The sequence below is a fragment of the Methylobacterium sp. J-070 genome, from assembly GCF_022829385.1.
Classification (GTDB): Bacteria; Pseudomonadota; Alphaproteobacteria; order Rhizobiales; family Beijerinckiaceae; genus Methylobacterium.
The window spans coordinates 21344-42778 of sequence record NZ_JAKSXX010000261.1 but is presented as its reverse complement, the minus strand read 5'-3'; the positions used below and the strand labels follow the sequence as shown (position 1 = coordinate 42778).

Below are 21435 nucleotides of genomic sequence, written 5' to 3'. Positions count from 1 at the left end.
CGGCTCGCGAGGCGTCGGACGACTGATCTGAGGAACCGCCGTGGCCGACGACCGTCTCAGGATCGTAGCGTCGGTCGACGACCAATTCTCGAAGCCCCTGGAGAAGCTGCGCGGCGAGCTGGCGAACACGGCGCGTGTCCCCGGCCTCGACGATCTCCGGAAGCGCTTCAGCGACATCGAGGGGACGATCACGCGGCTGCGCCAGACGGGGGCGCAGCTGAACACCGCCGGCGGCATCGGTGGCATGCTCGGCCTCGGCAGCCTCACCGGCATCGCGTCGGTGGCGGGACTCGCGGCCAGCATGCGCGATTTGGCGCGCACCCAGGTCGAAATGCGTCACTTCTCCCGGGAGACCGGGATCGCGTCCGGACACCTGCGCGAGCTGCAAGAGCTCGGCAAGCGGTTCCAGATCGCTCCGGAGGCCATGACGGGCGCGGCGACGAGCTTCGCCGAGACGATGTACGATGTCCAGCACGGCCTCGGCGAGGCCTACGGCCAGATGCTGCAGAAGGCCCCAGGTCTGGCCAAGGAGCTCCGCAATTCGAAGGACAACACCGAGGCGCTCGGGCACGCGCTCGGCTGGCTGAGCAAGCAGACCGACGCCATCGAGCAGAAGCGCTGGGCCGACGCACTCGGCCTTGGTGGCCTGACCCGGCTGTTCACGGACGGGCCCAAGGCGCTTCAGGATGCCTGGAAGCAAGTCCAGGCTTCGGGCATCGGCAATCCGAACCCGGAGCTGGAGAAGCAGTCCAAGGCGCTGATCGACGCCATGACCCGCTTTGATACCTCTGTGGAGGCGATGAAGCGCACCTGGGCGCCAGGGCTCTTAGGCGAGATGGCCAACGCCGTCGACAAGCTGTCGGGCTCGTTCGGCAAGTTCGCCGACGCCTGGGAGAAGCTGCGCTCAGGGCACCCGCTCGACGCTTTGAAGATCATCGATGGCACGACAGACATGGGTGTAGGCGAGCGCAAGAACGCGCCGCCCTTGAAGCCCGCGACGAGCTTGGACGAGCAGCTCGACGCACAGATGCGTGGTCAGACCGTCCAGACGCCCGCCGAGAAGGACCGTGCCGATCGGATCGCGGCGGCCGAGGCGCGGCTCGCCAAGGCCCGGGAAAATCTGGGTTACGAGCAGCGCCGCTTTCCTGTGAAGGATGAGGGCGCGATCAAGACGCTGACCGAGGAGATGCGCAAGCTCAACGAGGAGCTACGCCAGCTTCGCGACGGCGGCGCAACGCGGCAGGGCGTGAGCTTCGACGCCACCGGCGCTGGCGGGCTCGGAGGACTGATCCAGCGCGCATCATTGGGATTTGGTGGCGGGTATGGCGCGGGCGGCGGCGGGTTCGGACCTGGCAGCTCCTATGGGGCCGGCGTTCAGCCGTTCCGGCGGTTCCGTGGAGAGGATGGCGGCGACGCTGGCGGGGGCACGCCGACCGGCAGCTCGGCTGGCAATCTGACTAAGCTAATTGAGGAAGAGGCGAAGAAGGCGGGCATCAATCCACGGATCATGCAGGGCATCCGGGCCGGTGAGAGCGGGCATCGTCAAAACGGCAACAACCCCGCTGGCGCCTACGACAAGAAAGATGACGCTCTAGAAAGCTCCTGGGGTCCGTTCCAGCTCAACCGCCGCCGTGGTCTTGGCGTGCAGTTCGAGAAGGAGACGGGCCTCGACGTGCGTGATCCGCGAACGATCCCAGACCAGGTGCGATGGGTGGCGCAGGGTCTTGCGAAGAACGGGCGCAGCTGGCTCCGGAACTGGATGGGCTATCACGGCGACCGAGATGCCGATCCGCGATGGGGCGACTCTGGTTATGTGCCAGATGGCGGCGACACCGCAGGCCTGCGTGTGAAAAGCGCCGAGGCGACGGCTGGTGGTTCAAGCGCCTCAGGACTGACGACGCTCCTTAAGCGCCTTCAGGATGGCAACTTGCCCGGCGGTCTTGATCGCGTCACGGCGCTCAACGACCGCTTCCATCACCGGGTGAACCCCGGCTCGATGCACACGAAGGGTCTGGCCGGCGACGTCACGCTCCATGATCAGCGCCGATCCGCTGAGGCGGCAGAAGCTATTCGGCAGCGCTTGCGCGAGGCCGGCCTGACCGATCGCGACTTCAAGGTGATGGACGAGTACCGCAATCCGTCGGGTCACGCGACGGGCGGCCACATCCACACGCAGTTCAGCACTCACGAAGCGGCCGAGCGGTATCAAACCTACGTCGAGGCGCAGGAAAAGAGGCGCGAGGAGGCTCGGGCCAACGGGCGGCGGCCCGACGTCCTGGCCGATCCCAACGACGAGCGCCGCAAGGCGCCGGGCGGCATGCTCAAGCGTGCGCGGGAGGCTGGTGTCGTCGGGGGGGCCGCCGGCGGAGGTGGTCAGCACGGCCGCATCCTCGGTGAGATCAGCCTGAAGGGCTTCCCCGCCGGCACGCGCGCCGACTTCAAGGGCGAGGGTGTGGTCCAGTCGGTCAAGCTCAACCGCGGATCGACCATGTCCGCCGCGGAGGCTTGAACCGATGCCCGATCCAAAGCTCGTCGCTCGCATCGCCGCGGGCGGCGACCTGTACGACAACTGGACCACGGTCAGCGTTACGCGGACCTACGGCTCGCCGACCAGCGAGTTCGCCTTCAGCTGCGTAGAGCCGAGTTCCGGTGCTGCCGCCAAGAAGGTGCTGAAGCTCAAGCCGAACGATCGCGCGCAGATCTTCCTCGCGGGCATCCAGGTCATCGACGGGTTCATCGAGGTCCGCAACGCCGGCTACGATGCGAACCAGCATCAAGTCATCGTCCAGGGCCGTTCGAAGGTCTGCGATATCGTCGACAGCTCGGCCGACCCGCGCGAATACAAGGGCTACAAGCTCGATGCGATCGTCCGCGGGCTGCTGAAGCCCCACGGGCTCAACCTCGTGACCAAGAGCCTGCCGCCCGAAGCGCAGAAGGCGATCCGCGAGTTCCGGATCCACCACGGGGAAACGGCCTGGGAAGCGATCGAACGCCTCGGACGCATGCGCGGCGTGATCTTCACCGACGACAAGGACGGCAACCTCGTCATGTCGCAGGTGGAGAACCAGGGTGGTTCGGTCGCCGACTTCGTCGAGGGCGTCAACATCCTGGCCGCATCGGCGATGCTGCGCAGCGAGGGTATGTTCGGCAAGCTCCAGGTCAGCGGTCAGGATCGCGGGTCGGACGAGAAGAGCGGCGCGGCCGTCGCCCAAGTTTCGGCCCTCGCCACGAACCCGGGCACGCGCGCAAATCGTCAGCTGATCATGCTCGCGGAGGAGCCGCTCGACACGAAGGACGCTCAGGCGCGCGCCGATCGCGAGATGGCGGAGACCATCGCGCGCCAGGTCGAAGCCATCATCACCGTGCCGGGATGGACGCGACCTGATGGACAGCTGTGGGACGTCGCCGACCACTGCACGGTCAAATCGCCCATGCTGTTCCCGACGCGGGACGGCTCGCTGGATCTCGCCATCCGGCAAGTGAACTTCACGCAATCGGCACCGGGCCAGACGCTCACCACGCTGCAGCTCTGCCTGCCCAACGCCCTGAACATCTTGCCGGGCAACGACGCGACGCGCGGAGCAGCTCCGAACATCCTGTCGGGCGCCTACACGCCCGCTCAGCCGCAAACCGGTACGGCCTGAGGTCAATTACCGGCGTGAACGCGGTCTACCCATCGGGAACACTTCTCCCGCTCCTGTATCGTACAGGTAACGGCGCTGATCCTCACACCACCGCTCTTCACCGGTGATCTCAACCTCTGCTATCCGGCGCTTGATTTCTACCGGCATCATCTCATTCAGCCGATCGCTTGCAAATCGTTCTGCGGCCTTGATGTAGACGCTCGCGTAGACGCGCGCGGCTCACGTCAGTTGGGATGATCGTCGGGCAAACGCGTGCGATAGCCTCAAACCTTGAGGCCGCACGGATGGTCTGTTCGAGTTCGACATCAGGCGGTGCGGCGTGTCCTGGCCCGCAAGCCATGGCTAGGCCGATGGTAGCAACAACAGCGTAACGCATCCTCAGGCCCGTCTCCTCGGCAGAGCATCTCAGGGCAACCGATGATCCGCAAGACGCTCTCGGCGGCCGCCCGCGGGGCGATGCTGGCGTTTACGCGCACGACGCTGACCAAGGCGAGCGACGCCACGAAGATGCAGGAGGTCGACGTGAAGGGCCTCTTCGACGAGGCCTTCAGCGGCATCGAGCACTGGCACAGCTTCGGTTTCACGCACGTGCCGCTGCCTCCGGACGATAAAGGGGCAGCCGAGGCCCTCGTGGCCTTCCTCGGAGGCGCGCGCTCGCTCCCGGTGGTGATCAGCATCGCCGACCGCCGGCACCGCCCGAAGAACCTCAAGCCCGGCGAGAGCCAGCATCACGACGACCAGGGTCAGAACACCCACATCACCCGGACCGGCATCAACCAGACCGGGAAGAAGGTCACCATCACAGCGGGGCCGAAGCCGGCGACGAAGGACTTCGAGCTGAACGAGCAGCTGAAAGGCATCGCCGCCCGCCTGTCCCAGATCGAGGACTCGCACCACGCCCTGTTCGACGTGGTGTCGAAGTTCCGCCAGAACGCCGAGGCCGTCGTCCAGGGGCTCGCGCCGCTCAACCTCGCCACCCAGGTCACGACCGCGCTGAGCGGCGCGCCGGCGGGCCTGGATGCCATGAAGCAGCTCGCCCAGGGCAAGCTCAAGGGCTACCTCCAGAACGCCCTCCAGCGCGGCCTGCAGTCCTTCCTGAACCCGGGCCAGCTGCTCGGCATGGCGAGCCTGCTGTCGGGCAACGCCGAGGGCCTGATCGCCGGCATCGAGGCGCAGATCGCCGGCCTGATCGCCAACAATCCGGCGATCGGGATCGTGGACGACCTGGTCGACGAGCTCACCGCGCTGAACGCCAGCGGGGGCCCGGCCGCGGCGATCGCCGAGAAGGCGGCCGAGCTGACGGGCCAGATCCAGCAGCTCACCGGCGCTAACCCGGTGATCGGCCAGATCGCGGGCCTGCGGAGCCGGCTGCAGCAGCTCGCCGACCAAGCGGGCCCGGCGCTGAACTTCCTGGAGCCGCAGAAGCGGCTCGTGCAGGGCCAGACGAAGTCGATGCGCTTCGGCGGCCCGGGCTGAAATCCACCTTCGAGGCGATCATGGCCGACCCGACCTACTCGCCGCTCGCGCTGGCGGGCGTGACCACCGAGCACGTCTACGGCGTCTCGACGGTGGTCGCGACGTTCAAGAGCTTCCAGCGTAAGCGCGATGGCGGCGTGCCCTCGGCCCCGATCCACTTCGCCCACATGCCGCTGAACGAGCTGGGCGAGATGCTGGCGGACATGACCGCGGCCTACGTCCACCGCCTCAACGCGGTCCGGGTCCAGGAGTAGGGCGTGACCGACGTCCGGATCACCCAGAAGGGCGCCGCCCCGGGCCAGCCCTTCCAGGCCGTCGACCTCGACCTTTTGCTCACGCCGGCCGGCCAGCTCGACACCTCGGACGAGCTCGCCACCGCGGTGACGATCGCGCTGATGACCGACGCGCTCGCCGGCCCGGACGACGAGCTGCCGGACTCGCGCGACACCGACCGCCGCGGCTGGTGGGGCGACGTCGACGCCGCCGAGATCTGGGACGGCTGGCCGATCGGCTCGAAGCTCTGGCTCCTGTCCCGGACCACGATCACCGGGGCGGCCGCCCGCAAGGGCGCCACCACCGTGCAGGTCGAGGATTACATCCGCGAGGCGCTGCAGCCGTTCCTGGACCGGAAGATCGCGACCCGCCTCGACGTCACCGTGGTGCGCGCCGGCGTCGAGCGGATCGCGGCGTCGATCGTGATGTACCGGGGCGACGAGCTTTTGCTGGATCTTCGCTTCAGTGACCTGTGGGCCGGGATCGTCGTCTCCGCGCCGACCGGCTGACCGCACGCCCACCGCCACCACCATCGCCCGAGCCGTCCCGCCGGAAGCCGCATCCTGCGGCGCGCCTGAGGCTGACCATGCCGTTCAACCTGCCGGACCTGCCGACCGTCAGGCGCGGCAATCGGGACAACCTGGCCGCCTTCCTGGAGGGCGCCGACGCGAGCGTGCCGAACAACGCGCTCCGCGTGCTCTCGGACATGAACGCCGGCGGCGCGTTCCTGAACCTCAAGTACCTCGCCTGGCTCGCGCGGAACTTCCTGCCGGATCTCGCGGAGAAGGGCTGGCTCGACCGCTGGGCCAACATCCTGTTCGGCGGGCGCAAGGCGGCGACCTTCGCCGCCGGGACGATCACGGTCACCGGCGCACCGGGCACGCTGCTCCCGGCCGGCTCGCCGCTCGCGACCTCGGACGGCATCCAGTACCAGACCGCGGCCGACGTCTATCTCTCGGGCCTGCCGAGCTCGGTGGCGGTCACCTGCCTCACCGCCGGCGCGATCGGCAACCGGGATGCGGGCGCGCTGCTCTCGCTCTCGGTCGCGGCCTCGAACGTCAACGCTCAGGCCGTCGTCGTCCTGATCGACGGCGGCGCCGACACCGAGGGCGACGACGATCTGCGCGCGCGGATCCTCCTGCGGATCCGCAATCCGCCGATGGGCGGGTGCGCCACCGACTACGAGCAGTGGACCCTGTCCCTGCCCGGCGTATCCCGGGTCTGGGTCGCGCCGATGGAGATGGGCATCGGCACCGTCACGGTGCGCTTCGCCTGCGATCAGCTCCGCGCCTCGAACGACGGGCTTCCGACCCCCGACGACTGCGCGCTCGCCAAGGCGTACCTCGACACGGTCCGCCCCGTGACGGTGGCCGATCTGTTCGTGGTGCCTTCGATCCCTCAGGGGATCGTACCGCGGATCCTGAACCTGTCGGACGACACGCCGTCGATGCGGCTCACGATCGAGGCCGGTCTCCAGGCGATGCTACTGGAGAAAGCCGCGCCCGGACAGACGATCTTCGCCTGCTGGATCTCGGACGCGATCACGGAAGCCGTGGGCGACGCGACCTTCGACCTCGCCACCGGTGACTTCGTGATGGCCAACGCCGGCTCGATCGCGAGCCTGCGGCCGGCCGTCAGTGGCGGGATCGCGTTCACATGAGCGACGACGCCTTCATCCGGCGCGACGGCGAGGATTATGCCGAGGCCTTCGCCCGCTTGCTGCCGACCGGCGAGGCGTGGTCGCGCGATCCGGCCTCGACGCTGATGCAGCTCGTGCGCGGCCAGGCCGAGATCTGGGGCGCCGTGGTCGACCCGCGCGCGGCCGACCTCCTGGAGATCGAAACCGACCCGCGCTTCACCCTGGAGCTGCTCTCGGATTGGGAGCGGGCCTACGGCCTGCCGGATCCGTGCGTGCCGGTGGTGCAGACGCTGCCCGAGCGGCGTCAGCGGCTCGCGCAGAAGATCGCCCTGCAGGGCGGCCAGTCCCGGGCCTTCTTCATCGGGGTCGCGGCCTCGCTCGGCTACGCGATCACGATCCGGGAATACGTGCCGTTCCAGTTCGGGCTGTCCTCGTTCGGCGGCAGCCACGGCAAGCTCAACCCGCCGGGCTTTCGGTACTGCTGGACGGTCACGGTCACCGGCCAGCGGCTCACGCGCTTCCAGTTCGGCGTCTCCTCGTTCGGGCGCGACCCGCTGTTGTCGATCCGGAAGGCCGAGGACCTGGAGTGCATCTTCGGGCGCATCAAGCCCGCGCACACCCTGCTGTTCTTCAACTACGCGGCGCCCGCCGCGACGGTACGCCAGCAGCGCTTCTCGTTCGGCGCGTCGAGCTTCGGCGGCGATCCGCTCCTGCGCCTGATCGCGTCCTGACGCGCGCCGCCTCCAGCCGGTCGCGCCCACCACCCGCACCCTGAACCGGCCGCCCGCGCGGCCCTCACCCCGGCCTCCCGGAGAGACCCCGTGCGCCTGCACTACCCGCTGAACGCCAACGGCGCCGAGGATGCCGGCAAGCTCCCGTGGACCGACGGCGTGCCCGCGACCGGCGTCGAGGGTTCCTACCCTGGCCACGCCATCGTCACCGACGTCGAAGCCGAAATCCTGGCGGCGATCGACGCCGCGGGCCTCGTGCGCAGCGGCTCAGACCTGACGCAGCTGATCCAGGCCGCGTCTCGAGGCATCTGGCTCGGCCTGTTCGGCGGCACCGCCACGGCGCTGACCGCGACGCTCCCGAACTCGGTGGTGATCCCCTCGCTCCAGGTCGGCATGCGGGTGCGGGGCGTCGCGGCGTCCGACTACACCGGGTCGGGCGGCACGCTCGCGCTCACCGGCATCGGCGCCGCCGGCACGACCGTCAGCTACCCGATCGTGGCGTCCGACGCCTCCGCGCTGGCGAGCGGCGCCTGGAAGGCCGGGCAGTTCCTCACCTTCGAGATCGACGCCTCCAGCAACGCCCGGCTGTCCGGCGCCAGCTCCGCGAGCGCGAGCCTCGCCGCCGCCAAGGCCGCCGGCTCGCCGTTCAACACCACGGCGCTCCCGACCAACGCCCGGTTCAGCGCCAGCGCCTCGACGGCGGGCTCGGTGGTCACCGTGGTCTCGGGCCTGACCACCGACGCCTCCGGGAAGACGTGGGTCAAGAAGAGCGCGAACTCGCTCCTGCGGATCAAGGGCAGCTTCTACTGCCACTCGCCGACGATCCCCGGCCAGGGCAACGGCGCGGTGACCGTGCGGGCCACCGTGACGCAAATCGCTTCGGGCGCGACCTTCACCGCCGACGCGATCGTCAACTCGACCTTCCTGGTGGCCGGCGGCGGCGCGGCCGGCTCGGGCGGCAACAGCCCGACCTTTTACTTCACCGGGATCCCGGCCGGTGCCTTGAGCCTCTCCATCGGCCTCAAGCGCGACGACAGCGGCCAGTGGACGACGATCTTCGGCGCCACCGGCGCGGACCTGTCCGGTCTGCCGACCCCGAACCCCTCGCGCTTCGACGCCGACGAACTGGAGCAGACCTCGTGATGCGCCTGCCCGCCACCCTCGACGAGGGCGTGATCACCACGCTCGGCCGCGCGAAGTACCCGACCGGTTTCGGGGTCGGCCACGTCTACGACGGGTCGACGCTCGCAGCCCTGGAGATCAGCCCCGACCTGCCGCTGGGCGCGGACGGCCTCCCGGAAGGCTACGCTGACGGGGTCGCCGCCGCGTTGCCGCTGCTCAAGGCCGACCTGAAGGCGCAGATCGATGCCCGCGCCGAGGCCCTGCGCCTGACCCTCATTACGCCCGGCTCCGGCCAGGCGATGGAGTACCAGGAGGCCTACGCCGAGGCCGTGCAGGTCGACGCGGCGTCGAAGGCGAACCCGGCCGCGACCTTCGACCCGGTCGCCTACCCGATGCTCGCCGCCTCGCTCGGCTACGATCTCGATCCGACCACCGGCAAGCCCACGGTCGACATCCCCGGCGAGGCCCGCGCGGTGCTGGCCGCCTACGACGCCTACCAGAAGGCCGGCGCCGCGATCCGGGCCGCCCGGCTTGCGGCCAAGGCCACGGTCGAGGCGTCTACCGACACCCGGTCGGCCCAGGCCGCCTTCGGCGCGATCCGCTGGCCGTCACTGACCTGAGCGCCCGTCGTCCGGTCCGCCCGCCCGCGCCGCCTCCGGGCGGCGTTTCCCTGCCCGCTGCCTGAGGTGCGCGCGTGTCGAACCTCGCCCTGATCCAGCCGCGCCCGCTCACCTTCCGCACCAGCCAGAACACCGACTGGCTCGATGGCCTGCCGATCATCGGTCGGCCCGGCCAGGGTGGCGTCGTGGCGGGCTCGACCAACGTCGGCAATGGTGGCCTAGCGGTGACCGCCGTCGATGTCGGCGCCCGGCGTGGCATCAACCTCCTCACGATCACCAGCGTCGTGGGCGGTTTCACCAGCTTCACGGTCACCGCCCCGCCGGGAACCGTGACGGGCCAGGGCGTGGCCGGGGTTCAGGTGTATGCCGGCGGCCTCACGCTCATGCTGAGCCAGGGCTCCACGCCGTTCGCGGTCGGCGACACCTTCGCGATCTCGGTGCTGCCGACACCGCTCGACATCTCCGGTCTGACCTTCGCGCTCGACGCGCGGGCCGCCCGGGATGCCGCGACCGTGGCGCTGCAGGCCTCCTCCGCGCCCGCCGACGGGTCGGTGCCGACGATCAACGCGGGGACGACGGGTGGCAACGTCGCGATGCGGGTCCCGCGCGCGATCATGGCCCGCTGCCCGCCCGGCACGTACCCGTTCGACATCCTCGCCAGCGACCCCGCGACCGGCCTGACGGTGACGGCCTTCTACGGCCTCATCAAGCACGCCGCCGTCGCCTCCCTCCAGGATTGAGGCCCCCGATGGCGATCGAGACCGTCGACGATGTGCTGTTCGTGTCCGGCCCTTCGGGCGGCACCGGCCAGAGCGCCATCGACGCGTGGCGCGCCCTACCGGGCAATGCGGGCAAGACCGACGCGCAGTACTTCGCCGCCCAGAAGGGCGCCGACGGTCTCGTGCGCTCCGTCAACGGCAAGTCTCTTCCCGACATCGTGCTCGCCCCGGCCGACCTCGGCGCCGTGGCGGTCGACGGCGACCTCTCGGCCGCGCATGTCACGCTGCCGGGCGGCGCCGCGCAGCTGCTGACCGACGTCCTCGCCGGCCGCCAGCCGCTGAGCACGGTGCTGACCGCCCTGTCCGGTGTCGGCCAGCCCGCGCTGCGCGCGACCGGCTCCGGCTACCAGGTCCAACCGGACAAGACGATCCAGGGCCCCGACGGCAAGCGCTTCATCGCCAAGTTCGCGACCTTCGCCGACGGCCTGTTCATCTCCGGCGAGGCGCGGGCGAACTACAACCTCCGGCAGGTCAACGGGCAGCCCGTCACCACGGGCGGCTCGTCGCTGACCGGCTTCGAGGCCTCTGTGTGGGGCGCGGCCGACGGCTCAACCATGCGCGCCCGCATCTTCGCGGCCGCCTGCCTCGGCCTCAACGGCCTGCGCGTCGGCGTCGAGCCGGCCGTCCTCTACACCGCGGCGACCGCGAGCTTCCCGTCACACCTCGCGATGATGGATTTCATCGTCGACGAGGCCAACAAGCTCGGGATGGTGGTCCAGTTTCAGAACGGCAACGACGCCGTTCCGACCGCGCTGAACGTCGCCTTCCACACCCAGCTCGGCGCCCGCTACGCCAACCGCCGCAATGTCTGGATCGGCACCGCCAACGAGATCAACTGCTCGACCGGAGGCTCGGACTGCACCAACCCGACCGTCTGGGCGGCCGAGCAGGTGCAGTACGTCCAGGCCCTGCGCGGCTCGGGCTTCCTCGGACCGATCGTCCTCAACCCGACGAACTACGGCTATGCGGCCAACGCGGTCGCCTCCGCACTCCTCGGCAACGTCGTCTTCACCGCCGACCCGAACCTCGTCGTCGGCATCCACATCTACCAGGCCGGCGAGGCGACTTTCGCCGACCGACGCTCCGGGTTCCTGGCCTCGGCGCTGCGGTATCTGGGCGTCTTCGCCCTCACGATCGACGAGGTCGGCCTCACCAACGACGGCACGGTGCGCGATCCGACGCTCGACCCCTCGACGCCGGGCACCACGCCGGCGGCCACGCTGGCGAGCCACTACGCCTGGATCGCGGACCTGCTTGCCGACGCGCGCCGGCTGTGCCGCGAGACCGCGTTCTCCGGCGTCACCGTCTACTCCTACGGCTGGTACGTCCCAGGCTTAGGGGTCAATGACCCGAACAGCCTCACGCGCCAGGACGGCACGTTGAGCGCCTTCGGTCAGGTCGTCCGGGACAACTGGCTGGCGCCGTCCGCCGATACGACCACGTTCGCCGGCAAGCCGCTGGTGAACCTGCTCTACAACGCCGACATGAGCCTCAACACCCGCGGGTTCGCGGGTGGAGCGGCCGCCACCGGCGTCGGCACCTATGACGGCTGGGTCTCGGTCGACAGCGCCACCAACGTCACCCGGGCGTCCGACGGAACGATCACGCTGAGCGGCGGGTATCTGCGCCAGACGATCCGCGACCGGGGTGCGGCACTCGCCGGCGAAGTCCTGGTCGCGTCCCTGCGTAACCTGACGGGGTCGGTCGAAGTCACGATCGACTGGCCCGGGAGCAGCGGCAACGGTCCGATCCAGCTCAACGCGGCGCGCGGACGCGGGACCGGCGCAGCCTTCGCGATCCCGACGGGCGTGACGGGCGACCTCACCTTCACCCTGCATCCCGTCGGCGGGACCGCGACGTTCAAGGATCCGCAGGCCGAGATCGGCTACAAGCCGACGCAGTCGAGCCGCCAGCCGCCGGTGATCGACCGGGCGCTCGCCCGCGCGCACGTCCAGAAGCTCGCCGACCCGGCCGGGGCCTACTTCATCGCCGGCACCCTGATCGGGCTCACGTCCACCACGCTCACCTTCGCGGTGCCGTATCCGACCCCAATGCGGGCGGTGCCGGCGAGCGCAGCCTTCGTCGGTGCCGCGAACACGGACTACGGCATCGCGGTGGCCAACTCCGGCCAGGCGGGCTTCACCTTCACGATCCAGAACATCGGGTCGGCGGGCCTGCAGATCGTCGCGACGAAGTCCGGAGGGCACGGCCTGACCCAGGCCTCGTTCCCGACCTTCTTCACCGCGGCCGGCGGGATCCTGCTCTCGGCCGAGTAGCCCGGACGTCTGACCTCATCCCCGGAGCGCCCTCCGCGCCCGTTCACACGCTCGCGTCCCCACGAGGTCTCCGCCCATGGCCACCACGGTCATCGACACCGCGGGCTGGCAGGTCGTCGTGCCGATCAAGCCCGCGCTGAACCTGGCCGGCTCGCGCCTCACCGCGACGCTGGCCGATCGGTTCGGCGGCGCGGTGGTGGCGCTGGACAGCACGGTCGAGGTCCCGGGCTACGACGGCGCCCACGAGATCGACTGGACGGCCGATCCGATCACGCACCTCACCGACAGCCTCGTGCTCACCGTCACGAAGGCGATGCGCGGCACCTGGCTCGCCACCGGCCCGAACGGCCTGCCGGGCCTCGTCACCCTGTTCGCCGACGTGCAGCGGACGGTGGCGGGCTCATCCCGGGATCCGGAGCCCTTGGGCCGCATCAGCTTCTCCGTCCTGCCCGGCACGGACTCGCCGGCGGTGGCGGCGGCCTCTGGCAGCTTCCAGGCGGTGCTCACCGCCGTGCCCGGGCTCCAGGCGGTCACCGCGACCGCGCTCCAGGTCGGACCGCAGGGGCCGGGCTTCCCGCTGCCGACCTTCGACCCGGTCGCGGACGCCGGCAAGACCTTCGGACTGCGCGTCGTCGACGGCGCCCTCGCGTGGGTGGTGCTCACCGGTTCGGAGCCGACCGACCCCGGCGACGGCTCGGCGCCCCCCTTCTTCGCGACCCTGTACTTCCCGCCGCTCTTCTGAGGATCACCGATGACCGCGGATCTGTCTTTCTCGGGCAGCGGGCCTGCGCGCGCCTACACCCCCGACGCCCGCAAGGCCGACGGAACGCGCTCGGCGTATACCGACCGGACCATCGTCGAGCTGGCGCCGGAGGGGGCGCACGCCAAGACTGCAGACATCACGACGCTTCAGTCCGCGCTGACCGCCGCGCTCGCCACCCTGGCGACCGACGCCGACGCGCAGACCATCGCAACGAAGCTGGAGGCGATCCGCGTCCTCCTGGCGGGCACCCTGTCCGTGTCGGCACAGGCGCTCCCGCTGCCCGGCGGCGCGGCCACGGCATCGAAGCAGGACACCGCCGCGACCCTCCTGACCGCCATCCTCGCGGCGTTCGGTCCGCTCGCCACCGACGCGGACCTGACGCAGGGCTTCGCCTCCGTGGTCGCCAAGGACGAGGCGATCCGGGCTCTGCTCGCCGGCACCCTCCAGGTCGCCGCGCAGAGCCTGCCGCTGCCGAACGGCGCCGCGACGGACGCGAAGCTGGAGGCCGTGCGCGCGCTTCTGGCCGGCACGTTGGCAATCTCGGCCGCAGCCCTGCCGCTCCCGGCCGGGGCGGCCACCGACGCCAAGGTCGAGGCGGTGCGCTCGCTCCTGGCCGGCACGCTGGCGATCTCCGCGGCTGCCCTGCCGCTCCCGGCGGGAGCCGCCACCGCGGCCAAGCAGGACACCGGCAACGCCAGCCTGGCCACCATCGCCGGCTACGAGCAGCCCTACGCGAACGCCGCGACGATCACTCCCGGCACTCCTGTGACCGCCGGCCGCGCGGTTTTCATCGCCTCGACCTCGACGGGCAGCGTGCGGCTCAAGTTGTCCGGCGGCACCACGCTCGATGTCCCGGTGACTGCGGCCGGACCCACACTGATCGACAGGCTCGCCGTCGTCGACGTGGTCGCCGCCAATACCACCGGGACGCACGTCGTCTCCGTCCTGAGCTGAGGGTCGCGCGATGAGTTTCTTTCCGCGCACGGCCGGGGGCTCGGTCGCACCCGCATCCTCGGCTGACGGCCGCACCTTCACCCGCGCCGCGGCCACCGGCACCGTCGCCTCTGTCCTGAAGAACGGCGCTTCGGTCGCGACCATCACGGCCGCGGCCGGGCTGCTCTCCTACACCTTCGCCACGCCGCAACTCGCCACCGACCAGATCGCGTTCCTCGCCGCCGCTCTGGACGCCAGGGCCGGCGTCGCGACCGCGCTCGCCGCCGGCACGCCGGTCGTATCCGGCACCACGTTCGATCCCGCGAATTTGACCGCAGGGCAGGCGCTCAGCAACAGCAACCGCACGCTCACGTCGTCCACATCATCGAACCCGAATGGCCTGCGCGCGGTCGCCGGCTTCAGCACCGGCAAGCGCTACATCGAGTTCACCGCGACGAACGTTCAGACGAACTGGCAAGTCGCCATCGCGGCGTCCGGCCTGTCGATGACCAACGGCGGCAACGGCTTTGCGGGTTTCGATACTGCGGTCACGATCCGCTGGGATGGTGCGGTCTACAAGGGCTCGAGCTTCTCGAACCCAATGAACCTCGGCGCGCTCGTCAACGGCGACGTGATCGGCATCGCGCTCGATATGACCAACAAGGTCTACTTCGTCCGCAAGAACGGCGGCACGTGGTATGGCAACGCGGGGACCGGGAAGGACCCGACGGTTCCCGCACAGGGCGACCCGCTTCCCTCCGGCATCACTGCTACGACCTATTTCGCCGCCATCGCCGGCAACAGCGGCGGCGCGGTCACGATGAACCCGACGCCGTCGAGCGTGCCGACCGGCTACTCGACCCTGTCGTCCAGCGTTGGACAGCCCGCGATCTTCATCCAGCTTTCCGGGCAGTCGAACGCACAGGGGCAGGCCGAGGACGCGGCCGGCGCGACGTGGACGGACCCCTCCGGGCTTACGTTCGTTTGGGATGGCGGCAAGTATGTCGATTATGTCCCGAACCTTCGCACGGGCGTCGAATTCGAGAGCTTTGCTGCCTGGGTCGGCCCTGAGATCGGCTTCCTGCCGGCCCTGCGGGCCGCCAATCCCGGCGTCCCGATCCTGCTTTGCAAGGATACGGCAGGCGGAACGGGCCTGTACCAGTCCGCGGACGGAACCAGCACGTACGATTGGAGCCCTTCCTCCACGGGCGAGCTTTACGCGCAGTCGGTTACACGCAACCAGGCTGCTCGCGCTGCGGCTACGGCGGCCGGCTACGCCCTGACGATCCATGGGGTGTGGGTTCAGGGCGAGTTTGAAGCAGCCGCCGGCGGCACGCCGGCGACGAGCTACCAGACCAATCTTACCGCCCTCATCAATGCCGTGCGCACCGATTGGGGCTTGGGCGCAACTGGTGTTTTCGTGATCGCACGGCTGCGGCCGGGGTATCTGGCCGACACGACTATCCGCACGGCGCAGTTTAGCGTCGCCGCGGCCAATCCTGGCGGACCTGTCTCTATAGTCGAGACCAGTGACTTGCCGGTCAATGCTGGCGGTGTCCTTCAGCCGAACGGCACGACGAGTGTGGCTGGCACGCATTACAATCGCGCCGGACAGACCACACTCGGCCAGCGCATCGCCGCCTCGATAGCGGGCACCTACACGGAGCCGGCGAATTGAGGGACTACTGAGTCTCGCTGATCGCGCGATCCAGCGCTTCTTGGTCCGTCATCGCCCGATATTGCCACGTCCCGTCCGGTGCGCGGCGACGCATTACCCAACCGGATCCCGTGGTCCCATCGATCAGACGTACCGACCGCCAAGGCAGAGCCGGTTCCCAATCGTATGTGCGGTTTGTCCGAGATGTCTTTGGCGCCAGCTCGGCAAGATCTACGCCGCTCTTGGCGGCGATGCTATCGGTTGCAAGCTCAGCATTTCCTGAAAGCCGGCGGAAGAGATTTTTCAGCAAACTCATAGCGGGTGCTCTTTGTGCGGGGTTCCTTTGAAACGCGACGCATACAAACAGCAGGGCCGATTGATGCGCCATTGCATCCCGAATGCCCATGCAACCCTGGATATATAAGTAGTCGACGGCGGGATTAAGTCAGCGTGGCTGTCGTGCCGCGTCTGCTCCGCTCACCAAACACGGAGGCGCCTGATGAACCCCAGCTGCATGGATGGCGCCGACGACCCTCGGCGATTGGCTGACGGGCGACGAGTGGTTCAACGGCCTCGCGCTCGGGGCTGAGCCCCTTCAGAACGCCGGCAGCCTCTTCTTCAACGCCTTCTCGGTCGCCTATTCGTGACTCTTAGCCCCGCGCGGCTTGAGACCTGACGGTCTTACTTCACCCCGCACGGCCGGCGTTGTGCGGGGCGCTCTTGGCCTGACGCCGGGCTGCTGAACGGCCGCCCGGCCCTTCCTGACCCCACGGAGACCACCATGCTCCTGCAGCGCCTCGCGCTGCGGGCCGCAGTCGCTTGCGCGCTGCTGCTCGTTCCTGCGCACGCCCGGGCCTGGGAGGGCATCGCCTCGACCTACGGGCGGGAGATCTTCCGCATCAATCCGGGTGGCCGGACGGCCAACGGCGAGCACTTCAAGCCGATGGGCCGGACGGCGGCCATCTGGGACGTCCCGTTCAACACCTGGCTTCGGGTGACGCATCTCGCCACCGGCCGGAGCATCGTCGTCCGTGTCAACGACCGGGGCCCGCACAAGCGGCTCGGCCGGCTGATCGACCTGTCGACCGGCGCCTGCCGGGCGCTGCGTGCGTGCGGCCTCGCCCGGGTGCGGGTCGAGATCGTAGCGCCTGGCCGCCACGTCGCCGACGCGCGGTGATTGGCCACGAAACTGAGGCCGTCGCGGCGGCCATGCTCAACCATGGCCTACCGTGCCGGCGACCGCGCTGATCATCTGCAACGCGACTGCAATCAGGGCGATGATCCAGGTCAGCGTGAGAAGACCGCCGGTGACCAGCATCGGGAGGATCAAGCGCTCTCGCCACGAGCGTCTGATCCGGGGCTCGTTCTGAATTCCATCGTCTTGAACGGTCATCGGGCGCCTCCGGTGCCCGCCTGATTGATTTGAGCGGGTCACGCCCCACCGGAGGCCCTTCCTGGGCCTGCGTACGTACCTATTCGCACACGAACCCGACGCGAGGCGGCGATGCTCCAGATGCTCGGCCTCGCGTGTGCGATGGCGCTCGTGAGCGCATCCGCGGTCGCTGCGCCACACCCGCACCTCCCGGCCCGCCCGAGCACGGCGAGCCTCCTGGCAGCCGCGCCGATCGCGCCGAACGGCACGCTCATCCGCGAGGGCGAGCGTCTGCGCACCCTTGAGCTCGACGAGCTCGCGCCGCTGCGCCTGCGCTTCACCGTCCACTTCTGAGGACCGTCCCATGACCGACTGGAAGCGGATCCTTCCCGCCGTGGCGCCGCACGCGCGCGCCGACCTCGTGGCGGCGTTCACGGCGGCCGACGATCGGATCGCGGCCGCCGAGATCATCACGCCCCTGCGCATCGCCCACTTCGTCGCCCAGGTGGCCACAGAGACCGGCGGTCTCACCCATTTGGAGGAGAGCCTGTTCTACACCGCCGAGCGGCTGTGCTCGGTCTGGCCGAAGCGCTTCCCGAGCCTCGCGGCGGCAAAGCCCTATGCCGGCAATCCGAAGGCGCTGGCCGAGAAGGTCTACGGCGGGCGGCTGGGCAACGTGAAGCCGGGCGACGGCTGGCGCTACCGCGGCGGCGGCGCGCTCCAGACCACCGGCCGGGCGAACTACCGCGCTGCCGGCTTCGAGGCGGATCCGGACAAGCTCCGAGCACCCACCGGCGCGATCGCGGCCGCGCTCACCTTCTGGGCCGACCACGACTGCAACGCGCTCGCCGACGCCGACGACGTCGCGACCCTGCGCCGGCGCGTCAACGGCGGGGAAACCGGACTCGGCGAATGCCGCGCCTACCTCGCCAAGGCGAAGGCGGCGCTCCGCGTGATCCCGGCCCAGGCCAAGCTGAAGGCGCTGCGCTACCCCGTGGGCGCAGTCGACGGCACGCACGGCGACCGAACCACGGCCTCCTTGCAGCTCCTGCAGAAGAAAGCCGGACTGCCCGTCACGGGCGAGCTCGACGACGACACGCTCGCCGCCCTCGACACCGCCGACGCGCTGCCGGTCGCCGCCAAGGACGCCAACCTCGCCCGCAGCCGCACGGTCCAGGGCGGGACCCTCGCGGCGGGCGGAGCCGCGGGCGTCACGGTCGGCGACATCGTCGCCCTCAAGGATCAGATCGACGACGCCAACGGGCACATCCAGGCCGGGACGGTGCTGGGCGTGGTGGTCGGCGGCCTGATCATCGTCGGCGCCCTCTACGCCCTCTACGCGCGCTGGGACGAGGCCGGCCGACCCGTGCCGGAGATCCTCGCGCGCCGCTTCCCCCGTCTCACCGGAGCGTGCGCCTGATGTTCGACTTCTCATGGACCGGCATCCTCATGGCGTTCGCGTCCATGCTGCTCGCCGCGGTGTCGCCGGTGACGCTGAAGTTCCTCGGCGCCGCCCTCGTGATCCTGGTGGGCGGCCGGATCGTCCTGCCGCCGCACAAGCGCGGCGTGGCACTCACAGCCGCCGCCGGCATCATGGCCTTCGCGTTCTGCTGGCAGGCCGCGGTGACGGAGGGTGCGCGCCGGATGCTCGTGCACGACCACGCGGTGGCGCTCCAGGCCGAGCGGGAGCGGGCCGAGCTCGCCGAAACGCTGACCCACGAGCTCGCCGAGCAGGCCACCAAGGACCTCGCGGCTGAGCAGGCCGACCACGCCAAGCTGAAGGACATCACCGATGCGCTCGCCCGTGACCCGCGCCGCGATGGCGTTTGCGTTCCTCGCGATCTCAGCCGGCGGCTGCGCCAGCTTTAGGGATGAGGCGCCCTCGATCGATCCGGCCGCGCCGGCCGACATCCGCGTCACGCTGCCCGCGCCGCCCGAGGGCGTCGAGGCGTGCCTCCGGAGAAGCTTCCCGGAGATCCCGGATCGATCGCTGACCACCGGCGACGTCGTGCGCATCATCGGCCGCGCCAAGGTGCTCGACCGAGCCAAGGCGGCCTGCGGGCAGCGCGCGATGGCCTGGATCGAGGCGGTGCGGCGCGACTTCGCCAAGCCGTAGCCGCCGACCAAGGCTCGCGAAAGTTTCGCAGGCCTTCCACCCGATATCCCACCCCTCCCGTCCGCGGGAGAGGGCTTCCACGCGCGACCGGAACACCGGCGCGCGCCTCTCCGGCCTTGGGGGCCAGACCGTGACCCAGCAGCACCAGCAGATGCAGCAGCCGCAACCGCAACTGCAGCCCGACTCCGGATCACGCCTGTCCGCCCTGGAGACCCGGGTCGAGGGGATCGCCGGATCGCTCAACAGCGTCGTCTCAGCGGTCAACGCGCTCGGCGACAAGATCGACCGGCGCAGCGCGACGCCGTGGGCCGTGATCTGGTCGGCCGTCGGCGTCGGCTTGACGGTGCTGACCGTCGTCGGCGGGCTCGCCTACTGGCCGGTCACCGCGGGACTGACCGAGCTCAAGTCGGGCCTGCTCTTGATCCAGGACCGCGCCGACAAGCGCATCGAGGGGCTGGCCGCCAACCAGGTCACTCGCGCCGAGCACGAGGTGCACTGGCGCTCCCAGGACCGGGACTACGATTTCATGCGCGATCGCATCGGCCGCGTAGAAGCCCGGTTCGAGAAGCGGGCCGACCAGGTGCGCGCGGACATGCAGCGCATCGAGGACCGCCTCGTCTCCGGCAGCGAGCTGCAGGCGCGCTTCGAGGCACAAGACCGGATCACCGGCATGCTGCGCGGCGAGGTCGACGAGCACATCCGGGCCTTCAATGACCGGCAGCAGCACCGGCTGGATGCGCTGGAGAGCGGCCCGCGCAAGTAGCCGCCGCTTCATACCGTACTTCACATCGCTGTGGGCGCCCTGGCTTCGGCCGGGGCGCCTTTCGTCGTTTCGGGGCTCGGAACTGTTCGCCCGCCCGCGCGTCGACCAGCATCCCTAGTGCAATCACCTTCAGCCCCGCCGGCAGCCGCCGCGCGGGGCTTTTTCGTTCGCGGCATCCATCGAATGGAGGATAGGAGGCGCCGCCCTGGGCTGGTACTCAGGGCACGAGACTCCGATGCCCACCTCAGCCCGCCCAGCTCGCCGTCGCGGGTTTTTCGTGGGCGCCGTACCGCTAACAGCCGGAGCGGCAGGACGCGGATCGCACTAGGATGTCGTGAGCACCGATCGTCGTCACGCTGATGACCTGCCCATCGCGCTTCCACAGCATCGAGCAAGCTGCAGCCCCTAACGGCGCACAGCTCTCAGCTTCCGGGTAGGCCTCGCAGGTGCTCTCGCGGCCGTCGCATGTCCTGCTTGATGCCGCCACCGATTCCGGTTGCCAGCCGAGGTCGAGAAGTGAGGCGCGAGCGTCTGAGTAGAGGGTGTTCAGCTTGAATTTCGGCAAGGGGTCGGCTGCCTGCACGCCACCGGCAGCGGCAGCGGCAGCGGCGAGAGCGAAGGTGGCGAGAACGGTGCGCATGAAGTAAGGATATGCGAGCGTCCTCAACTGGCAAGGCACTCCCAAGCATCGTACAGTGGAGCGTTGCGTAGCCGCGACGGGATTTTCTACGCCGCAGCATTACAATCAGTTTTGGCGCCCTTCTCAGCAGCTGGCGCCGTCGCGACCGCGGATCCCGCGGTGACACGTTGATCCGAGGTTGAGAGCCCGCCCGGTCCAACGCCGCAGCGGGCTTTTTCGTCGTGTGCCGCAGGACCCCGACAATTTCCTCTTAACCATTGCGCTGCATGTTCAGGCGAGCGATCGACCGTGGGTCGAGCGACGGCAGAGCAGCATCGTCCCGGTACGCCGGTGCGGCCTCGCCGCCGCAGTCGCATAAAAGCCCGCCCGGTTCGCCGGCGCGGGCTTTTCCTTGATCGGTACAGCTAACAGCCGGACCGGCATGACGTGGTTCGGACCATGATGTTGTTGTCGCCGATCGTCGACACACGGATAATTTGTTCGCCGTGCATCCAGAGCATCGAGCAAGTTACTACCCCAAAAGGCGCGCAACTCTCGGCCTCCGGATAGGCGTCGCAGATACTTTGGCGCTGATCGCATTTTTTGCTGGCTGCTGGCACTGGCACAGGTTGCCATCCGAGCTTGAGGAGAA

The 21435-nt window shown here is 69.4% G+C and carries 24 protein-coding genes; 21 read left to right on the top strand and 3 right to left on the bottom strand.

Translation table 11 applies throughout. The features are described from left to right. Nucleotides 1–40 precede the first annotated feature (40 nt). The 14 genes from MKL01_RS30540 (at nucleotide 41) to MKL01_RS30475 (ending at nucleotide 15934) form a co-directional block, all read left to right on the top strand. A complete protein-coding gene (locus MKL01_RS30540) occupies nucleotides 41–2509 on the top strand; it encodes a hypothetical protein (RefSeq protein WP_243908937.1) in 2469 nt (822 codons plus the stop codon). A 4-nt stretch (nucleotides 2510–2513) separates the two neighbouring features. Then, complete coding sequence (locus MKL01_RS30535) at nucleotides 2514–3644, top strand: phage baseplate assembly protein (RefSeq protein ID WP_243908936.1); 1131 nt, start codon at nucleotides 2514–2516, stop codon at nucleotides 3642–3644. Between the two features lie 417 nt (nucleotides 3645–4061). Then, complete coding sequence (locus MKL01_RS30530) at nucleotides 4062–5120, top strand: phage baseplate assembly protein (protein ID WP_243908935.1); 1059 nt, start codon at nucleotides 4062–4064, stop codon at nucleotides 5118–5120. A gap of 20 nt (nucleotides 5121–5140) precedes the next feature. Then, entirely contained in the window at nucleotides 5141–5374 is a 234-nt protein-coding gene (locus MKL01_RS30525; RefSeq protein WP_243908934.1) for a hypothetical protein, read from the top strand. Nucleotides 5375–5377: 3 nt separating this feature from the next. Then, entirely contained in the window at nucleotides 5378–5902 is a 525-nt protein-coding gene (locus MKL01_RS30520) for a phage GP46 family protein (protein WP_243908933.1), read from the top strand. A gap of 77 nt (nucleotides 5903–5979) precedes the next feature. Next, nucleotides 5980–7053 (top strand): baseplate J/gp47 family protein, encoded by a 1074-nt coding sequence (locus tag MKL01_RS30515; protein WP_243908932.1) that lies wholly within the window; start codon nucleotides 5980–5982, stop codon nucleotides 7051–7053. Further along, the gene (locus tag MKL01_RS30510; protein WP_243908931.1) at nucleotides 7050–7763 is read left to right on the top strand and encodes a YmfQ family protein; all 714 of its coding nucleotides are present in this window, start codon (nucleotides 7050–7052) and stop codon (nucleotides 7761–7763) included. The genes MKL01_RS30515 and MKL01_RS30510 overlap by 4 nt, the downstream gene beginning before the upstream one ends. Before the next feature lie 90 nt (nucleotides 7764–7853). Continuing rightward, nucleotides 7854–8906: a hypothetical protein gene (locus MKL01_RS30505; protein ID WP_243908930.1), complete on the top strand. Its 1053-nt coding sequence runs from the start codon at nucleotides 7854–7856 to the stop codon at nucleotides 8904–8906. Continuing rightward, nucleotides 8903–9505: a hypothetical protein gene (locus MKL01_RS30500; RefSeq protein WP_243908929.1), complete on the top strand. Its 603-nt coding sequence runs from the start codon at nucleotides 8903–8905 to the stop codon at nucleotides 9503–9505. The genes MKL01_RS30505 and MKL01_RS30500 overlap by 4 nt, the downstream gene beginning before the upstream one ends. A 74-nt stretch (nucleotides 9506–9579) precedes the next feature. Then, nucleotides 9580–10245, top strand: coding sequence for a hypothetical protein (locus MKL01_RS30495; RefSeq protein ID WP_243908928.1), 666 nt, complete (start codon nucleotides 9580–9582; stop codon nucleotides 10243–10245). 8 nt (nucleotides 10246–10253) lie between these two features. Continuing rightward, nucleotides 10254–12560 carry a glycoside hydrolase family 5 protein gene (locus tag MKL01_RS30490; protein WP_243908927.1) on the top strand — a complete coding sequence of 769 codons (2307 nt, stop codon included), beginning with the start codon at nucleotides 10254–10256 and terminating at the stop codon, nucleotides 12558–12560. A gap of 76 nt (nucleotides 12561–12636) precedes the next feature. Beyond that, nucleotides 12637–13302, top strand: a complete 666-nt coding sequence (locus tag MKL01_RS30485) for a hypothetical protein (RefSeq protein ID WP_243908926.1) — start codon at nucleotides 12637–12639, stop codon at nucleotides 13300–13302. Between the two features lie 9 nt (nucleotides 13303–13311). After that, nucleotides 13312–14277: a hypothetical protein gene (locus MKL01_RS30480; protein ID WP_243908925.1), complete on the top strand. Its 966-nt coding sequence runs from the start codon at nucleotides 13312–13314 to the stop codon at nucleotides 14275–14277. Nucleotides 14278–14287: 10 nt separating this feature from the next. After that, nucleotides 14288–15934 carry a sialate O-acetylesterase gene (locus MKL01_RS30475; RefSeq protein WP_243908924.1) on the top strand — a complete coding sequence of 549 codons (1647 nt, stop codon included), beginning with the start codon at nucleotides 14288–14290 and terminating at the stop codon, nucleotides 15932–15934. Between the two features lie 4 nt (nucleotides 15935–15938). On the opposite strand, the gene MKL01_RS30470 is transcribed toward MKL01_RS30475, so the two are convergent. Beyond that, nucleotides 15939–16229: a hypothetical protein gene (locus tag MKL01_RS30470; RefSeq protein WP_243908923.1), complete on the bottom strand. Its 291-nt coding sequence runs from the start codon at nucleotides 16227–16229 to the stop codon at nucleotides 15939–15941. 202 nt (nucleotides 16230–16431) lie between these two features. On the opposite strand from MKL01_RS30470, the gene MKL01_RS35855 reads away from it, so the two are divergent. Next, entirely contained in the window at nucleotides 16432–16560 is a 129-nt protein-coding gene (locus MKL01_RS35855; RefSeq protein ID WP_279604989.1) for a hypothetical protein, read from the top strand. A gap of 134 nt (nucleotides 16561–16694) precedes the next feature. Beyond that, the gene (locus MKL01_RS30465) at nucleotides 16695–17090 is read left to right on the top strand and encodes a septal ring lytic transglycosylase RlpA family protein (RefSeq protein ID WP_243908922.1); all 396 of its coding nucleotides are present in this window, start codon (nucleotides 16695–16697) and stop codon (nucleotides 17088–17090) included. A 36-nt stretch (nucleotides 17091–17126) separates the two neighbouring features. On the opposite strand, the gene MKL01_RS30460 is transcribed toward MKL01_RS30465, so the two are convergent. Next, nucleotides 17127–17306 carry a hypothetical protein gene (locus MKL01_RS30460; protein ID WP_243908921.1) on the bottom strand — a complete coding sequence of 60 codons (180 nt, stop codon included), beginning with the start codon at nucleotides 17304–17306 and terminating at the stop codon, nucleotides 17127–17129. Nucleotides 17307–17417: 111 nt separating this feature from the next. On the opposite strand from MKL01_RS30460, the gene MKL01_RS30455 reads away from it, so the two are divergent. The 5 genes from MKL01_RS30455 to MKL01_RS30435 all read left to right on the top strand — a co-directional run bounded on the left by MKL01_RS30455 (nucleotide 17418) and on the right by MKL01_RS30435 (nucleotide 20164). Next, the gene (locus MKL01_RS30455; protein WP_243908920.1) at nucleotides 17418–17639 is read left to right on the top strand and encodes a hypothetical protein; all 222 of its coding nucleotides are present in this window, start codon (nucleotides 17418–17420) and stop codon (nucleotides 17637–17639) included. Nucleotides 17640–17649: 10 nt separating this feature from the next. Next, nucleotides 17650–18705 (top strand): peptidoglycan-binding protein, encoded by a 1056-nt coding sequence (locus MKL01_RS30450; protein ID WP_243908919.1) that lies wholly within the window; start codon nucleotides 17650–17652, stop codon nucleotides 18703–18705. Next, complete coding sequence (locus MKL01_RS30445; RefSeq protein WP_243908918.1) at nucleotides 18705–19154, top strand: hypothetical protein; 450 nt, start codon at nucleotides 18705–18707, stop codon at nucleotides 19152–19154. Before MKL01_RS30450 ends, MKL01_RS30445 begins: the two co-directional genes overlap by 1 nt. Next, nucleotides 19105–19401, top strand: coding sequence for a hypothetical protein (locus MKL01_RS30440; protein WP_243908917.1), 297 nt, complete (start codon nucleotides 19105–19107; stop codon nucleotides 19399–19401). Before MKL01_RS30445 ends, MKL01_RS30440 begins: the two co-directional genes overlap by 50 nt. A 130-nt stretch (nucleotides 19402–19531) precedes the next feature. Further along, nucleotides 19532–20164, top strand: a complete 633-nt coding sequence (locus MKL01_RS30435; protein WP_243908916.1) for a hypothetical protein — start codon at nucleotides 19532–19534, stop codon at nucleotides 20162–20164. Nucleotides 20165–20456: 292 nt separating this feature from the next. On the opposite strand, the gene MKL01_RS30430 is transcribed toward MKL01_RS30435, so the two are convergent. Further along, entirely contained in the window at nucleotides 20457–20804 is a 348-nt protein-coding gene (locus MKL01_RS30430) for a hypothetical protein (protein ID WP_243908915.1), read from the bottom strand. Between the last annotated feature and the right edge of the window lie 631 nt (nucleotides 20805–21435).

Bases quoted from the DNA above. Each gene is read 5' to 3' on its own strand.
- MKL01_RS30535 (WP_243908936.1), top strand. From the start codon at position 2,514: ATGCCCGATCCAAAGCTCGTCGCTCGCATCGCCGCGGGCGGCGACCTG.
- MKL01_RS30530 (WP_243908935.1), top strand. From the start codon at position 4,062: ATGATCCGCAAGACGCTCTCGGCGGCCGCCCGCGGGGCGATGCTGGCG.
- MKL01_RS30525 (WP_243908934.1), top strand. From the start codon at position 5,141: ATGGCCGACCCGACCTACTCGCCGCTCGCGCTGGCGGGCGTGACCACC.
- MKL01_RS30515 (WP_243908932.1), top strand. From the start codon at position 5,980: ATGCCGTTCAACCTGCCGGACCTGCCGACCGTCAGGCGCGGCAATCGG.
- MKL01_RS30510 (WP_243908931.1), top strand. From the start codon at position 7,050: ATGAGCGACGACGCCTTCATCCGGCGCGACGGCGAGGATTATGCCGAG.
- MKL01_RS30490 (WP_243908927.1), top strand. From the start codon at position 10,254: ATGGCGATCGAGACCGTCGACGATGTGCTGTTCGTGTCCGGCCCTTCG.
- MKL01_RS30485 (WP_243908926.1), top strand. From the start codon at position 12,637: ATGGCCACCACGGTCATCGACACCGCGGGCTGGCAGGTCGTCGTGCCG.
- MKL01_RS30480 (WP_243908925.1), top strand. From the start codon at position 13,312: ATGACCGCGGATCTGTCTTTCTCGGGCAGCGGGCCTGCGCGCGCCTAC.
- MKL01_RS30475 (WP_243908924.1), top strand. From the start codon at position 14,288: ATGAGTTTCTTTCCGCGCACGGCCGGGGGCTCGGTCGCACCCGCATCC.
- MKL01_RS30470 (WP_243908923.1), bottom strand. From the start codon at position 16,229: ATGAGTTTGCTGAAAAATCTCTTCCGCCGGCTTTCAGGAAATGCTGAG.
- MKL01_RS35855 (WP_279604989.1), top strand. From the start codon at position 16,432: ATGGCGCCGACGACCCTCGGCGATTGGCTGACGGGCGACGAGTGGTTC.
- MKL01_RS30465 (WP_243908922.1), top strand. From the start codon at position 16,695: ATGCTCCTGCAGCGCCTCGCGCTGCGGGCCGCAGTCGCTTGCGCGCTG.
- MKL01_RS30460 (WP_243908921.1), bottom strand. From the start codon at position 17,306: ATGACCGTTCAAGACGATGGAATTCAGAACGAGCCCCGGATCAGACGC.
- MKL01_RS30455 (WP_243908920.1), top strand. From the start codon at position 17,418: ATGCTCCAGATGCTCGGCCTCGCGTGTGCGATGGCGCTCGTGAGCGCA.
- MKL01_RS30450 (WP_243908919.1), top strand. From the start codon at position 17,650: ATGACCGACTGGAAGCGGATCCTTCCCGCCGTGGCGCCGCACGCGCGC.
- MKL01_RS30445 (WP_243908918.1), top strand. From the start codon at position 18,705: ATGTTCGACTTCTCATGGACCGGCATCCTCATGGCGTTCGCGTCCATG.
- MKL01_RS30440 (WP_243908917.1), top strand. From the start codon at position 19,105: ATGGCGTTTGCGTTCCTCGCGATCTCAGCCGGCGGCTGCGCCAGCTTT.
- MKL01_RS30430 (WP_243908915.1), bottom strand. From the start codon at position 20,804: ATGCGCACCGTTCTCGCCACCTTCGCTCTCGCCGCTGCCGCTGCCGCT.